This is a genomic window from Ruegeria sp. HKCCA5763, from assembly GCF_013034545.1.
Taxonomy (GTDB): Bacteria; Pseudomonadota; Alphaproteobacteria; order Rhodobacterales; family Rhodobacteraceae; genus Ruegeria.
On record NZ_WQGF01000008.1, the window covers coordinates 186,580 to 200,160 of the forward strand.

Consider the following 13,581-nt stretch of genomic DNA (forward strand, 5'->3'; position numbering starts at 1 on the left):
TTAGCCGCCTGTCATCGGTGGGAAAAACGCAACCTCACGCACACCGGTCAGCGAGGCATCAAAATCCGACAACTCTTGGTCCAGTGCCACCCGCAGGGCCGATAAATCGGCAAAGGCCGCCGCATAACGCTCTTCCCTTGCGCACAGTTCCGAGACCAGATCGCTGACCGTTGCAGCGCTTGTCTCAACTTTTTCTTTTGGCAAACCGATGCGTTCGCGCACCCATGCAAAGTACAGCACATCCATCGCTTAGCTCTCCTTAAGATGCGGCATGGCTTTACGTAGGTAGTCATAGCCGGTGATCAATGTCAGTGTTGCGGCGATCCACAAAAGCCACAGCCCGATTTGGCCAGCCCAGTACATGCCTTCAATATTCCAGCGCAGGTGGTTTACGTCTTCAACCTGCCCCGCAATGATCTGCTCGACCAGATCGGCATCCATGCCGAAACTTGCCATCACGGCATAGTGTTCAAAGATACCTTGCGAAAACAGAACCGCGATGGCGATCATCTGCGCAGTGGTCTTCCACTTGGCCAGTTTCGTAACCTTGAGTGTCCCCGCTACATCACCCAGATACTCGCGCAGACCCGAGACAAAAACCTCGCGAAACAGGATCACCGTCGCGGGCAGCACCAGCCACGGCGTCCAGTGTTCTGTCGAATAGCCCACCAGGATCATCAATGCGATCACTACCATCGCCTTATCGGCAATCGGGTCCAGCATCGCGCCGATCTTGGTTTCCTGCTTCCAAGCGCGGGCCAGATACCCATCGAACCAATCGGTAATAGCCGCCGACAGAAACAGGATCAAAGCGAACCAATCCGCATATGGCCGGGTGAAATACAAAAACATGACGGCCAGACCGGGCGCCGCCAACAGGCGCAGGACGGTCAGAATATTGGGCAAGTTCCACTTCATGGCTGGGACCCTATATCGACGCTGCGGGACAGAAAAGCCAATCAGACAAAAAACTGCGCGGATCACAGAAGCTTGGTCAAAGCGCCGCAGGCCTTTGGTCCTGTATCTCTTGGCCTTTCCGGGCTTTGCCGTCAGATTGCGGCGAAAGCCCAGATCGGAAGTGTCAGATGACAGCCCATATTCAAACCGATGCCCGCGCGAACATGATTGGCAGCCTATGGATGATTGCCGCAATGGCGGGTTTTGCGCTTGAGGACGCGCTGCTCAAAGCGTCCTCGGCCGTGGTGCCGATCTGGCAAGTCCTTGTTGTGTTTGGCGCTGGTGGATCACTTGTTTTTGCTGCGGTAGCATTGATGCGCGGAACGCGCTTGATGCATCCTGACGTGCTGTCTCGGCCGATGAAGGTTCGGGTCCTGTTCGAAGTTCTGGGGCGGTTGTTCTATGTTCTGGCCATAGCGCTCACGCCATTGTCCTCGGCCACGGTGATTTTGCAGGCCACACCGCTTGTCGTGGTCGCAGGTGCAGCGTTGTTCTTTGGTGAAGCGGTAGGTTGGCGGCGGTGGAGCGCTATTTTCGTGGGTATGCTTGGTGTTGTCGTGATCCTGCAGCCCACCGGCGACAGCTTTTCATTGCTGTCGATTCTGGCCGTTCTAGGCATGCTGGGATTTGCGGGGCGTGATTTGGCCAGTCGCGCAGCACCTGCCACGCTGGGAACCGAAGTCTTGGGATTCTACGGGTTTCTCAGCATCATCGTTGCGGGGCTCGCCTATCGGTTTTGGGAAGGCGTGCCGATGGTTTCGCTTGATCTACATACCAGCCTGCATCTGACCGGAGCGGTGCTGATGGGCGTTTTGGCTTATTCTTCGCTGATGAAGGCCATGCGCACAGGCGAAGTTTCCGCTGTGACCCCATTCCGCTATACGCGACTATTGTTCGGCATCGGCTTGGGCGTGCTCATGTTCGGCGAAAGCCTCGATCCCGTAATGTGGATCGGCAGCGCGTTGATCGTGGCTTCGGGGCTATACATCCTGTGGCGTGGACGGCGCGCCTAACCCTTGTCGTGAAAGAAATCATAGACCTTCTGCGCCAACCCGGCCGAGATCCCCTCGACTGCTTTTAGGTCCACCAGATTGGCTCGACTGACCGCCTTGGCGCTGCCGAAATGAGTTAACAAGGCACGTTTGCGCGCCGCCCCTACGCCGGGAATTTCGTCCAACGGCGTGGCGCCTACGGCCTTTGCACGCTTTGCGCGGTGAGTACCGATGGCAAACCTATGTGCTTCGTCCCTCAAACGTTGAATAAAATACAGCACAGGGTCGTTGCGCTTCAGGGCAAAGGGGCGCTGACCGGTCCGATGAAACTCTTCCTTGCCGTGATCGCGATCGACCCCTTTCGCAACCCCGACCATTGGAATGTCTGCGACCCCATGGGCCTGCATGATCTCATGCACCGCACTTACCTGCCCTGCACCGCCGTCAATCAGCAAAAGATCGGGCCAGAGCCCTTTTTCCCGATCCGGGTCTTCTTTTTGCAAACGGGTAAAGCGGCGGTTCAGAACCTCTTTCATCATGCCGAAATCATCGCCCGGCGTCAGATCGTCACCACGAATGTTGAATTTGCGATAGGCGTTCTTCATGAAGCCCTCGGGCCCCGCAACAATCATTCCACCGACCGCGTTGGTGCCCTGAATGTGCGAGTTGTCGTAAACCTCGATCCGTTCCGGTGGCGCGTCCAGATCAAACGCTTCGGCCACCCCGCGCAACAGTTTGGCCTGCGTTGCGCTTTCGGACATGCGGCGAGCCAATGACTCGCGCGCATTTCGCAAGGCGCCCGCCACCAGTTCCTGTTTCTCACCGCGCTGCGGAACAAGGATCTCCACCTTGCGGCCTGCCTTCTCGGTCAGGGCCTCCTGCATCAGATCGGCGTTTTCGATCCCGTCCGATAGGATCAGCTGCCGGGGCGGTTCCTTGTTGTCGTAGAACTGACCAAGGAACGCCTCCATCACCTCAGCGGGCGAAACATCGGGGCCGACACGCGGATAGAAATCCTTGTTGCCCCAGTTTTGATTGGCGCGGATGAAGAACACCTGCACACAAGCCTGGCCGCTATCCATATACAGGCCGATCACATCCGCCTCGGCCACGCCGCGCGGGTTGATACCCTGGGACGTCTGAACTTGCGTAAGTGCCCGGATACGATCACGCAGACCGGCGGCGCGTTCAAACTCCATTGCCTCGGACGCGGCCATCATCTGCTCGGCCAGATCCTCCTGCACCTTGGTGGATCGGCCTGACAGGAAACGCTCGGCGTCCTTGACGCTTTCGCGGTATGCCTCTTCCGAGATCAACCCGACGCACGGCCCTGAACAGCGTTTGATCTGATAGAGCAGACAAGGCCGCGTTCGACTGTCAAACATGGAATCCGAGCAGTTGCGCAGCAGGAACGCCTTTTGCAACTGGTTCAACGTGCGGTTCACCGCCCCTGCACTGGCGAAGGGCCCAAAGTAAGCACCCTTTTCCTTCTTCGCCCCGCGATGCTTTTTGATCTGGGGAAAGGCGTGGTTCTTGGCGACCAGAATGTTAGGAAAGCTCTTATCGTCGCGCAGCAGCACGTTGTACTTGGGCTTGAGCTGCTTGATCAAGTTCTGCTCCAGCAGCAACGCCTCGGTCTCGGTCCGGGTTGTCAGGAACATCATCGAGGCGGTCGAAGCGATCATCTTCTCGATCCGGCCAGAATGCCCCGGGCGTGTGTAATTCAACACCCGCGCCTTCAGGTTGCGTGCCTTACCCACATACAGTACCCGACTATCCGCATCCAGCATCCGATACACACCGGGCGAACTGTCCAGCGTTTTTGCATAGCGCTGAATGCAGGCATAACCGGTCGGAGAAGAGTCGCTGTGGGTGGTCATAGGCTTTTGATATGATTCTCTTGGACTGGCTGCAATCTCAGGCCTCTCAAATCAAGAGGAAACAAATCCACGACTTCTGTGGATAAGTGTGAAGATAAGTTTCTGCTGGATCGGAAATCCCCTTGTTTCATTGCCTCTTCCTTGATTTGCACAAAAAATGGGCAATAAATTAACGCCTTGATTCTAAATGATATTTTTTCAATCACTTAGCAAGTGTATGAAAAAAAAGACATTTTTGTAACGCGCAGGTAACACGAATGAGAGCAGTGCAAAACTTGCAGCGAAATTGCTTATTCTACGCCGAGCACGTCGGGTGTTTTCCAACCCAGATGCTGCCCCCCATCAACGCATAGAAGTTGCCCAGTGACCGCGTGCGCGTCCAGAAAATACCCCAGCGCAGCGGTGATATCCGAGGGGTTCGATCCGCGTTCCAGAACCGTGTTGGATCGTTGCGCCTGAAAATGCTGTTCGCTTTGGCGATGCCCCTGAACCGTCGGACCCGGACCAATCGCGTTGACCCGAATGTCAGGTGACAGGGCCTGAGCGGCCGTTCGGGTCAGGGCCCACAGCCCCATTTTCGCGATGGTGTAAGACATGAACTCTGGCGTCAGTTTTCGCACCCTCATGTCCACCATGTTGACGATCAAGCCCGCGGCCAAAGGCTCTTCGTTTTCGTCCATGCCAGCGGCCAGTCCCTGTTCCGCCATAGCCTGTGTCAGTACGAATGGCGCACGCAGATTGCTGTCGAGATGGCGGTCCCAGCTTTGGCGCGTTGCGGTATGGATATTGTCATATTCAAAGATCGAGGCGTTGTTCACCAGACATGTGATCGGGCCGCCCAGCGCCTCAGCCGCGTTCGGCAACAACGCCTGAACCTGAGCTTCGTCCAGCAGATCGGCCTGCAATGCCACTGCATGACGCCCAAGGGCCTGTATCTTGACGACCGTTTCCTGCGCGGGCTGTTCGGATGTAGCGTAGTGAACCGCTACATCGTAACCACGACCCGCCAGATACAGCGCCATAGCCCGGCCCAGACGGATACCGGCACCGGTCACTAAAGCTCGGGTCATGCTTCACCTCATTTTGTCAGATCACACCAGCAATACGGTGACATAAAGCACATAAAGGAAAGTCAACACCAACCCCCATACGCGCGAGATATCCTGTTTGAGGAACACAAACGGGATCAGCAGCAGCGATGCGCCCAACATAACCCACAAGTCGAACCGCAGGAACTCGGGATCAACCGGTATGCGGCCGAACCACGTTGCAATCCCGATGATGGCCAAAAGGTTGAACATGTTCGAACCGATCACGTTACCCAACGCCACATCAGCCTGTCTGCGCAATGCAGCCATAACTGTCGTCGCCAGCTCGGGTAAAGACGTTCCGACCGCGATCAGAGTCAAACCAATGACCGTTTCACTGACCCCATAAGTCCGTGCGATAATGGTCGCGTTGTCCACCAGCAGGTGCGCCCCCATTGGCAAGCCAACCAGCCCCAGTATCAAGTAAATCGACACCTTCCAATAGGGCATGTCGGGATCAGCTTCTTCCAGTCCCTCAAGCTCTTCATCTACGCAGGCTTCACCGCAAGCTTTGCGATGGGCCTTTGCCTCGCGAAAGGCGTTCAACAAGACCAGGCCCAAAGCCGCCAGCAGGATCAGGCCGCTGAAAAAGGTAAAAGTTCCGCAGAAGGCCAAACCGATGAACAGAACTGTGGCCACCAGCATGAAGACATAGTTCCGGCGGCTGTTACATTCGCTGGTGTGCAAGGTCGCAAGCAGCGCGGGAAGGCCCAGAACCAACAAAATATTCGCCGTGTTGGATCCGACAACATTGCCCAGCGCAATGCCCGGGGCATTCTCTTGCAAAGCGCTGATCGCAATCAAAAGCTCTGGCGCGGATGTGCCAAATGCCACGATCGTCAGGCTGACGATCAACGCCGGAACACCTAGGCGCAAGCTCAGGTTCACGGCACCACGCACAAGGGCGTCGCCCGCCAGCAATAGAATCAACAGGCCAAGACCGGACAGCAGCCAAGTGGTAATCAAGTCCGGCCTCCTTTTTCACAGGCGCAGGGGCCTTTGCCGATACGATACCGCCCGCAGCGCCGGCATTTCGCAGAGCTCAATTTCTTTTGCCCGGGAAAGCGCAGCTTGCCGAACATCGCCAATACGCCCATGGCAATCAGGAAAAGGGTGACGGCCTTGATGATCACGCTACAAACCGAAACGCGCGAAGGCAGCACGCTCCTCTAATCCGGCGATGGCATCCTGTGCCAGGCTGGCCCCAAAGCGTGTCCAGATCGGTTTGCGCACGCCGTAACGGCGGAATTTGACCTTTTCGCCGAAGCGTTCCTGCATCTTGGGTTTGAGGTGGGCAATGCCATCAATCAGGCCCAACTCTTGCGCACGCCGCGCCAGCCAGACTTCACCCGTGAAAAGATCGGCACTTTGATCCAACTTGTCCCCACGTCGCGCTTTGACATGATCAATGAAGTTTTCGTGGATGTCCCCCAACAACCCCTGCAGACGGGCCACGTCCTCTTTCTTTTCCGGAGCAAACGGATCCAGCATCGACTTCGATTCTCCAGCCGTGTGCACGCGCCGCTCAAGCCCCTGACGCGCCAGAAAGACATGCGCGCCAAACCCGGCCGAAATCACTCCGATCGAGCCCAGAACCGAACTGTCATCTGCCCAGATCTCGTCCGCGGCGGCGGCCAGCCAGTACCCGCCCGAGGCAGCAACATCCTCGACAAAGGCAATCACAGGCACGTCCAGCTCTTCCGACAAACGTCGGATACGGGCACCGATCAGCGAACTTTGCACAGGGGACCCGCCTGGGGAATTAAGCTCAAGCGCCACGGCAGCGGGTTTTCCCTTGCGAAACGCTTTTTCCAGAAAAGGAGCCAAGGTCGTGTCATTCAACGCACCACGGCCCGCCATTCCAATGGCGCCGGACAGGCGGACAACGGCCACGCAGGGGTGTTTTTTGACAAACGGCAGGCTGAGTTTCATGGGTGCCGATGTAGAGTGCCGCCAACCCGTAAACAAGGGACTCATTCGGCCTTAAACGCGACGTGAACCAAATTCCCACACTCAACGGGCAAAAATGCAACGCCTGACGAAAGTCAGCTGCGTATCCGCCAACCCGTTTTGAAAATCCAGCCGATGACCGCCAAACAGACCCCAGTAAAAGCGAGAATGGCCAGAAGACTAAAGACAATTGGTACGTCCGCTAGCCCATAAAAAGACCAGCGAAAGCCCGAAATCAGATAAACTACCGGATTGAACAACGTGATCGTCTGCCACAACGGTGGCAGCATCGAGATCGAATAAAATGTGCCGCCCAGAAAGATCAGCGGCGTCACCACAAGTTGTGGCACCAGTGACATCTGTTCGAAATTGCTGGCCCAGATTCCAATGATAAAACCCAGCAACGAAAAGCTGAGGCAGGAAAGGATCAGAAACGCAGCCATGGCAAAGGGATGTTCAATCCGAATATCCACAAAAAAAGTAGCGGTTGCCAATATCACCAAACCGACAAACAACGCCTTGGTGGCTGCGGCACCAACATATCCGATCACGATCTCGATGAAATTGACCGGCGCGGACAGCAGTTCATAGATAGTGCCAAGAAACTTCGGGAAATATATCCCGAAAGACGCGTTCGAAATCGACAGCATCACCACCGACAACATGATCAACCCCGGCACGATGAACGCACCATATGAGACGCCTTCGACTTCCTGAATGCGGCTGCCGATAGCCGTGCCAAATACCACGAAGTACAACGACGTGGACAGAACCGGTGAGAAAAAGCTTTGCGCGAGAGTGCGGAAGAACCGGGTCATTTCGAACCGGTAGATGGCGGCAATTGCAGTCCAGTTCATGCCATTTCTCCGGATACAAGATTGACGAATATCTCTTCCAGACTCGATTGCCGTGTTTGCACGTCCCGCAGTATCAACCCGGCTTGTGAGACGTCATTCAGCAGTGTCGTGATACCCGTGCGGTCCGCGTGGGTGTCATAGGTGTAAATCAAGACATCCCCCGCACCATTCAGTGTCAGGTTGTGCAGCGCAAGACTGTCTGGAATCTGCGCGATGGGCTCTGTCAGCATGACCTCAATCTGCTTTTTACCCATCTGTGCCATCAGTGAGTCCTTATCCTGCACCAAAAGCAGCTCACCCTTGTCGATGACCCCGACACGATCTGCAATGGCTTCGGCCTCTTCGATATAATGGGTGGTCAGAATGATTGTGACCCCGTCCCTTTTAAGCTCGGCCACGATTTCCCACATGTCTTTACGCAGCTCGACATCCACACCGGCAGTGGGTTCATCCAGAAACAGAACGCGGGGCTCATGAGCCAGTGCTTTGGCGATAAGCACCCGACGTTTCATACCCCCAGACAATTCCTTGATCGCATTGTTGCGCTTGTCCCAAAGGGACAGTTTCCGCAGAATCTCTTCGATCCGCGCATTGTTTTTGCCAAGCCCGAACAGCCCCCGCGACAGGCGTACGGTGTTCCAAACCTTCTCAAACGGTTCCAGCGCAATTTCCTGCGGCACAAGCCCGATCATCCTACGCGCAGCGCGGTAATCGGCCTGAATATCATGCCCTCCCACCGTGACCTCACCGGAACTCGGGGTGGTGATCCCGCAGATAGTTGAGATCAAGGTTGTCTTGCCAGCACCGTTTGGCCCCAACAGGGCAAGAATCTCACCCTCTTCAATGTCCAAGGACACACCTTTCAGCGCCTCAAACCCATCGGCGTAAGACTTGCGCAGATCTCTGATGGACAAAATTGTCGTCATATCCGTTCCCCGTTCTGGTGTGGACCCTATCGCGCCAAACCTGGGTATAACAGGTCAATTCAACATCGCTTGACACACATCTGCCTTACAGGCGACGATCTGCGCCACTAACATCCGCCTTGCAATCCGCAGCCTGCTCGCAAACTCTGCCCGAAACGGAGGGTGCAGATGCTAAAGGGAATTCGTGTCGTCGAAATCGAAGGTTTGGGCCCCGGCCCGTTTGCCGCCATGCAACTGGCCGATTTGGGCGCTGATGTGATAACCATTCATCGCAAAAGCGGTGCTGTCACACCCGGAATGCCAGAACGCTCACTTCTGGATCGCGGAAAGCGGTCCATCGCGCTTGACCTGAAAGACCCTGATGACCTGGAAACCGCCCTGTGTCTGATCGGCACCGCAGATGCCTTGATCGAAGGCTTCCGCCCCGGTGTGATGGAAAAGCTGGGCCTTGGCCCCAAACCCTGCCTGGCCCGTAACCCGAAGCTTGTCTATGGACGCATGACGGGCTGGGGCCAGGATAGTCCGCTGGCTGACACAGCCGGGCATGATCTCAACTATATCGCCCTATCCGGAGCGCTCTGGTATGCCTCTCATCCCAACCAGCCCCCGCAGACACCCGCAACTCTGGTGGGCGATATTGGCGGCGGAGCCATGTATCTCGTCGCGGGTCTTCTGGCCGGTCTTATTAACGCGCAACGCACTGGTGAAGGTACAGTTGTCGATGCTGCAATATATGACGGTTCAGCCCATATGATGAACCTTCTGATGACCATGCGCCAAACAGGCAATCTGTCCGATACGCGCGGTGAAAGCCTTTTGGACGGCCCACACTGGAGCCGCACATATACGTGCGCTGATGGTGGCTTCATTACAGTCCAATGCCTCGAGCCCAAATTTTATGCTCAGTTTTTGCAGACCCTCGGCCTGGCCCGTGACGCCGAATTCCAGAACCAATATGATCGCACACTCTGGCCTGATCTGACCCAACGCCTTGCCGAAATCTTCGCCAGCCAACCGCGCGATCACTGGGACGCCGTGTTTCGCGGCACAGATGCCTGTGTCGCCCCGGTGCTCAACCCGCAAGAGGCGCAGGACCACCCGATGAACACTCATCGCAACACTTGGCAAGACATCGACGGCACTCTCCAAGCCGCCGCCGCGCCTCGGTTTTCAAATCATCAATGGAACCACAGACCCAGCCCAACACGCGGAGAGCACACAAAGGACATCCTCGCGCAGCTCAACGACCCACGCTGATCCGCGCTTCATCTGGCCCTAAATACCTCGGGGGATGAATTGGTCGCAGACCAAGAAGGGGGCTGGCCCCCTTTCACCAGCTTACCGTGCGCGCACCGTGTCGATCATCAACTGCACATTCTCAGGATCCGCATCTGGCGTGATCCCGTGGCCCAGGTTGAAGATATGTGGCCCCTTCGAGAACGCCTCAACAATGCGCCGCGTTTCATCCACCAACGCCTGCCCGCCCGTCACCATATGGGACGAGGCCAGATTGCCCTGCACACAGCCATCAACCTGTACATGCTCGGCCGCCCATTCCGGCGACACCGAGTTGTCCAGCGCGACGCAATCTACACCTGTTGTTTTGGCAAACCCGATATACCCTTCGCCCGCCTCACGCGGGAATCCGATGACCGGTATGCCTGGATGGCGTTCCTTGATGGCCTGAGTAATCACCCGGCACGGTTCGACCGCGTATTTATGGAACGCCTCACCTTTCAAGGACCCCGCCCAACTGTCAAAGATCTTGACCACCTCGGCCCCGGCTTCGATTTGCGCGGACAGGTATTCGATCGTTGCGGCAGTGATACGTTCCAACAAGGCCTCAAACAGCGCGGTGTTCCCTTCCCGCAACGCGTGCGCGGGGCCCTGATCAGGCGTGCCGCGCCCTGCGATCATGTAAGTTGCGACCGTCCACGGCGCGCCGGCAAAACCGATCAGAGTGGTTTCCGACGGCAATTCGCGCGACAGAATTCGTACCGTTTCATAAACGGGCGACAGTGTTTCATGAATCGCGTCAACTGGTTTTAGCGCGTCAAACTCGGATTGCTGCGTGATCGTCGACAGGCGCGGGCCTTCACCGGTCACAAACCACAGATCAGCGCCCAGCGCCTGCGGCACCAACAGGATATCGGCAAACAGGATCGCGGCATCAAACCCGTAACGACGGATCGGTTGCAATGTGACTTCGGCCGCAAGCTCAGGGTTATAGCACAAGGACAGGAAATCGCCGGCCTGTGCGCGGGTGGCGCGATACTCGGGCAAATACCGGCCCGCCTGACGCATCATCCAGATCGGCGGCACATCCTGCACCTCACCCGCCAGCGCCCGCAGCAGTTTCTTTGTCTCGGCCATATTCGCCCCCAGTCATCCGGTTTTCGCAACGGGTCGTCCTTCGGCGGCAATTTGTCAAGCGCAGCCCCCATTGTCAGGGCAATGTGACGCGACTAAAGCTGTGAGCATGACTGTGAATTTGCCCACACCCGCATCGCCCCTCAGAATCGGCACCCGTGGCTCGCCGCTTGCTTTGGCGCAGGCCCATGAAACACGCCAACGCCTGAGTGATGCCTTCGACCTGCCCGAAGATGCATTCGATATCGTGGTAATCAAAACAACGGGCGACAATCGCGCCATGATCGATGCTGATCGACCGCTGAAAGAGATCGGCAACAAGGGTCTGTTCACCAAAGAAATCGAAGAAGCGATGCTGCGCGCTGAAATCGACATCGCCGTGCATTCGACCAAAGACATGCCGGTCGCACAGCCCGACGGCCTTGTGCTGGATACTTTCCTGCCGCGTGAGGACGTGCGAGATGCGTTTATCTCCCCGCGCTTGGGTTCCATCCACGAACTGCCCGAGGGTGCCGTTGTTGGCACCTCCTCGCTGCGTCGCCGTGCTCAATTGCTGAACCGGCGTCCTGATCTGAAGGTGGTCGAATTTCGTGGAAACGTTCAGACGCGACTGAAAAAGCTGGAAGATGGCGTGGCAGATTGCACCTTCCTGGCGATGGCGGGAATTCGACGTCTGGGTATGGATGATGTCCCGGCAAGCGCCATTTCCCCTGACGATATGCTGCCCGCCATCGCGCAAGGCACCATCGGCATTGAACGGCGCAGCGACGATATGCGTGCGGCAGAAATGCTTGAGGCGATTCACCACGCGGAAACAGGCCAACGGCTGGCGGCCGAACGTACGTTGCTGGATGCTCTGGACGGGTCGTGTGAAACGCCGATCGCGGGTCTGGCCGAAATCAACAATGGCGCCCTCAGGTTGCGTGGCGAAGTTCTGCGACCAGATGGAACGGAAACCGCCAGTCGGGATATGACGGGCGCAATCACAGACGGGCCGGAAATGGCCCGCGCGATGGCTGCCGAATTGCTTGCGCAGGCTGGACCGGATTTATTTGATTGGAAAAATTCAAAATAAATTCTTCGAGTGTGAACTGGGTCACTGTAAAAGGCGATTTCTTCAGGCATTAAAGTGACATACCAACCAGGAAGTCAGGTCAGTCTCGAAAGTATCGAAAAGTTTTCAGATTGCGGTGATTTAATCAGTATTCGAGGGGGCGAGGCTGGCCCCTGACTTCCAGAGGTGACGGGTCGCAGTTGTTATCAACAGCGACCCGTTTTTTTACAATGATCAGGAAATTGCAGCCACGGCGTGGCGTACGGCTTCTCTGGTCTGATCCAGATCGGCCTCGGTCACCGCTAATGACGGGTACAGCTTGCCCGGAGCTTTGAAAATCCCATGCGACCGCAAAGCGCCATTATACGTTGCGTTGCGTGCAGGGTCGTCGTGACTGGCGCTGCGGTAGTCCCTGCATTCGGCTTTGGTAAAATAGATATCGAACAAAGTCTCGTCTCCGCAAATCCGATGCGGAATGCCGGCTTCGTTCAGCGCGTCCTTCTGCATGTCTTGCAACTGCCGCCCGATACCGCGCAAGTGTTCATAGGCCCCATCACGCCGCAGGATTTCCATTGTTTTCAATCCCGCAACCGAAGCCACCGGATTGCCCGACAAAGTGCCCAATTGCATCAGCCAGCCGTCTTCACCGACTTTCGATTTGTCGAAATGCTTCATGATCTCGGCGCTGGCGCCTAAAGCCGCCAAAGGAAACCCGCCGCCGGTGATTTTGCCCAAGGTGCAGATATCCGGGGTCACGCCATAACGTTCCTGCGCCCCGCCATACGCCAGACGGAACCCGGTGACGATCTCATCGAAGATCAGCAGCACATCGTGTTTGTCGCACAAATCCCTCAGCCCTTGCAGGTACCCGGGCAAGGGCGGAATGATCCGCTGCAACGGTTCGACCATGATCGCCGCCACATCGTCATGCTCGTCCAGCAGGGCCGCGACAGCCTCAAGATCATTGAACGGCGCGATCAGCATCTGTTCGGCCACGCTTTCGGGAATTCCGGCACTGTCGGGCACGGCCTGAGGGAAATTGACCCGACGACTGGGCGCCAGACTCATCTGCGCTTCGGCGCTCATCCCGTGATAGCCACCTTCGAACTTGAGGATCTTGTTGCGACCCGTATAGGCCCGTGCCAGCCGAATGGCATACATGTCAGCTTCGCCACCTGACGCAACAAACCGCACCTGATCACAGCAGGGAACGGCCTCGATGATGGCTTCGGCCAGTTCGATACCCTTTCTGTTATTGGCAAAGAAGGTCATGCCTTGCGGCAACTGTTCCAGAACAGCCTCCATCACCTCGGGGTGACCATGACCGAGCAGCATCGGGCCTGAGCCGATCAGATAATCGACATATTCGTTCCCGTCCTCGTCCCAGACACGGCTGCCTTCGCCACGGGCGATTATGATACCCGGATCAAAATTGCCAAACCCGCCTGCGGGTAACACAGACTTTGCGCGGGCGATCCATTCGGATTGAGTTTTGATCTTCAACATG

At 56.6% G+C, this 13,581-nt stretch carries 14 protein-coding genes; 3 read left to right on the forward strand and 11 right to left on the reverse strand.

What is annotated here, in order from left to right:
* Positions 1 to 246, reverse strand: coding sequence for a molybdopterin converting factor subunit 1 (gene moaD, locus GOV89_RS15035; RefSeq protein ID WP_171178980.1), 246 nt, complete (start codon positions 244 to 246; stop codon positions 1 to 3).
* A 3-nt stretch (positions 247 to 249) separates the two neighbouring features.
* On the reverse strand, positions 250 to 918 hold the full coding sequence (gene pgsA, locus GOV89_RS15040) for a CDP-diacylglycerol--glycerol-3-phosphate 3-phosphatidyltransferase (RefSeq protein WP_171093855.1): 669 nt from the start codon (positions 916 to 918) through the stop codon (positions 250 to 252).
* Between the two features lie 167 nt (positions 919 to 1,085).
* Here pgsA and GOV89_RS15045 point away from each other — a divergent pair, with 167 nt between their 5' ends.
* On the forward strand, positions 1,086 to 1,970 hold the full coding sequence (locus GOV89_RS15045; protein ID WP_171178977.1) for a DMT family transporter: 885 nt from the start codon (positions 1,086 to 1,088) through the stop codon (positions 1,968 to 1,970).
* Here GOV89_RS15045 and uvrC read toward each other — a convergent pair.
* From uvrC to GOV89_RS15080, 7 genes are all read right to left on the reverse strand, one after another.
* Complete coding sequence (uvrC, locus tag GOV89_RS15050) at positions 1,967 to 3,829, reverse strand: excinuclease ABC subunit UvrC (RefSeq protein ID WP_171178975.1); 1,863 nt, start codon at positions 3,827 to 3,829, stop codon at positions 1,967 to 1,969. The genes GOV89_RS15045 and uvrC overlap by 4 nt on opposite strands.
* A gap of 290 nt (positions 3,830 to 4,119) precedes the next feature.
* The gene (locus tag GOV89_RS15055) at positions 4,120 to 4,899 is read right to left on the reverse strand and encodes an SDR family oxidoreductase (protein ID WP_171178973.1); all 780 of its coding nucleotides are present in this window, start codon (positions 4,897 to 4,899) and stop codon (positions 4,120 to 4,122) included.
* Between the two features lie 21 nt (positions 4,900 to 4,920).
* Positions 4,921 to 5,880: a calcium/sodium antiporter gene (locus GOV89_RS15060; protein WP_171179426.1), complete on the reverse strand. Its 960-nt coding sequence runs from the start codon at positions 5,878 to 5,880 to the stop codon at positions 4,921 to 4,923.
* Positions 5,880 to 6,050, reverse strand: a complete 171-nt coding sequence (locus GOV89_RS15065) for a hypothetical protein (protein ID WP_171178971.1) — start codon at positions 6,048 to 6,050, stop codon at positions 5,880 to 5,882. The genes GOV89_RS15060 and GOV89_RS15065 overlap by 1 nt, the downstream gene beginning before the upstream one ends.
* 1 nt (position 6,051) lies before the next feature.
* A complete protein-coding gene (locus GOV89_RS15070; RefSeq protein ID WP_171178969.1) occupies positions 6,052 to 6,849 on the reverse strand; it encodes a S49 family peptidase in 798 nt (265 codons plus the stop codon).
* A 113-nt stretch (positions 6,850 to 6,962) separates the two neighbouring features.
* Positions 6,963 to 7,724, reverse strand: coding sequence for an ABC transporter permease (locus GOV89_RS15075; protein WP_171183797.1), 762 nt, complete (start codon positions 7,722 to 7,724; stop codon positions 6,963 to 6,965).
* Complete coding sequence (locus tag GOV89_RS15080) at positions 7,721 to 8,650, reverse strand: ABC transporter ATP-binding protein (RefSeq protein ID WP_171178965.1); 930 nt, start codon at positions 8,648 to 8,650, stop codon at positions 7,721 to 7,723. Before GOV89_RS15080 ends, GOV89_RS15075 begins: the two co-directional genes overlap by 4 nt.
* A gap of 168 nt (positions 8,651 to 8,818) precedes the next feature.
* Between GOV89_RS15080 and GOV89_RS15085 the strand changes: the two genes are divergently transcribed.
* Positions 8,819 to 9,907: a CaiB/BaiF CoA-transferase family protein gene (locus GOV89_RS15085; RefSeq protein ID WP_171178963.1), complete on the forward strand. Its 1,089-nt coding sequence runs from the start codon at positions 8,819 to 8,821 to the stop codon at positions 9,905 to 9,907.
* An 81-nt stretch (positions 9,908 to 9,988) separates the two neighbouring features.
* Here the strand turns inward: GOV89_RS15085 and hemE are convergent, their stop codons facing one another.
* Positions 9,989 to 11,023, reverse strand: coding sequence for a uroporphyrinogen decarboxylase (hemE, locus tag GOV89_RS15090; protein WP_171178961.1), 1,035 nt, complete (start codon positions 11,021 to 11,023; stop codon positions 9,989 to 9,991).
* 106 nt (positions 11,024 to 11,129) lie between these two features.
* Here hemE and hemC point away from each other — a divergent pair, with 106 nt between their 5' ends.
* The gene (gene hemC, locus GOV89_RS15095) at positions 11,130 to 12,095 is read left to right on the forward strand and encodes a hydroxymethylbilane synthase (RefSeq protein WP_171178959.1); all 966 of its coding nucleotides are present in this window, start codon (positions 11,130 to 11,132) and stop codon (positions 12,093 to 12,095) included.
* A gap of 213 nt (positions 12,096 to 12,308) precedes the next feature.
* Here hemC and GOV89_RS15100 read toward each other — a convergent pair whose 3' ends face one another.
* Positions 12,309 to 13,580 carry an aspartate aminotransferase family protein gene (locus GOV89_RS15100; protein WP_171178956.1) on the reverse strand — a complete coding sequence of 424 codons (1,272 nt, stop codon included), beginning with the start codon at positions 13,578 to 13,580 and terminating at the stop codon, positions 12,309 to 12,311.
* Position 13,581: the final 1 nt, after the last annotated feature.

Coding starts and splice junctions, on each gene's coding strand:
- hemC (WP_171178959.1), top strand. CDS start 11,130: ATGACTGTGAATTTGCCCACACCCGCATCGCCCCTCAGAATCGGCACC.
- GOV89_RS15100 (WP_171178956.1), bottom strand. CDS start 13,580: ATGTTGAAGATCAAAACTCAATCCGAATGGATCGCCCGCGCAAAGTCT.
- GOV89_RS15085 (WP_171178963.1), top strand. CDS start 8,819: ATGCTAAAGGGAATTCGTGTCGTCGAAATCGAAGGTTTGGGCCCCGGC.
- GOV89_RS15075 (WP_171183797.1), bottom strand. CDS start 7,724: ATGAACTGGACTGCAATTGCCGCCATCTACCGGTTCGAAATGACCCGG.
- GOV89_RS15080 (WP_171178965.1), bottom strand. CDS start 8,650: ATGACGACAATTTTGTCCATCAGAGATCTGCGCAAGTCTTACGCCGAT.
- moaD (WP_171178980.1), bottom strand. CDS start 246: ATGGATGTGCTGTACTTTGCATGGGTGCGCGAACGCATCGGTTTGCCA.
- uvrC (WP_171178975.1), bottom strand. CDS start 3,829: ATGACCACCCACAGCGACTCTTCTCCGACCGGTTATGCCTGCATTCAG.
- pgsA (WP_171093855.1), bottom strand. CDS start 918: ATGAAGTGGAACTTGCCCAATATTCTGACCGTCCTGCGCCTGTTGGCG.
- GOV89_RS15055 (WP_171178973.1), bottom strand. CDS start 4,899: ATGACCCGAGCTTTAGTGACCGGTGCCGGTATCCGTCTGGGCCGGGCT.
- GOV89_RS15045 (WP_171178977.1), top strand. CDS start 1,086: ATGACAGCCCATATTCAAACCGATGCCCGCGCGAACATGATTGGCAGC.
- GOV89_RS15070 (WP_171178969.1), bottom strand. CDS start 6,849: ATGAAACTCAGCCTGCCGTTTGTCAAAAAACACCCCTGCGTGGCCGTT.
- hemE (WP_171178961.1), bottom strand. CDS start 11,023: ATGGCCGAGACAAAGAAACTGCTGCGGGCGCTGGCGGGTGAGGTGCAG.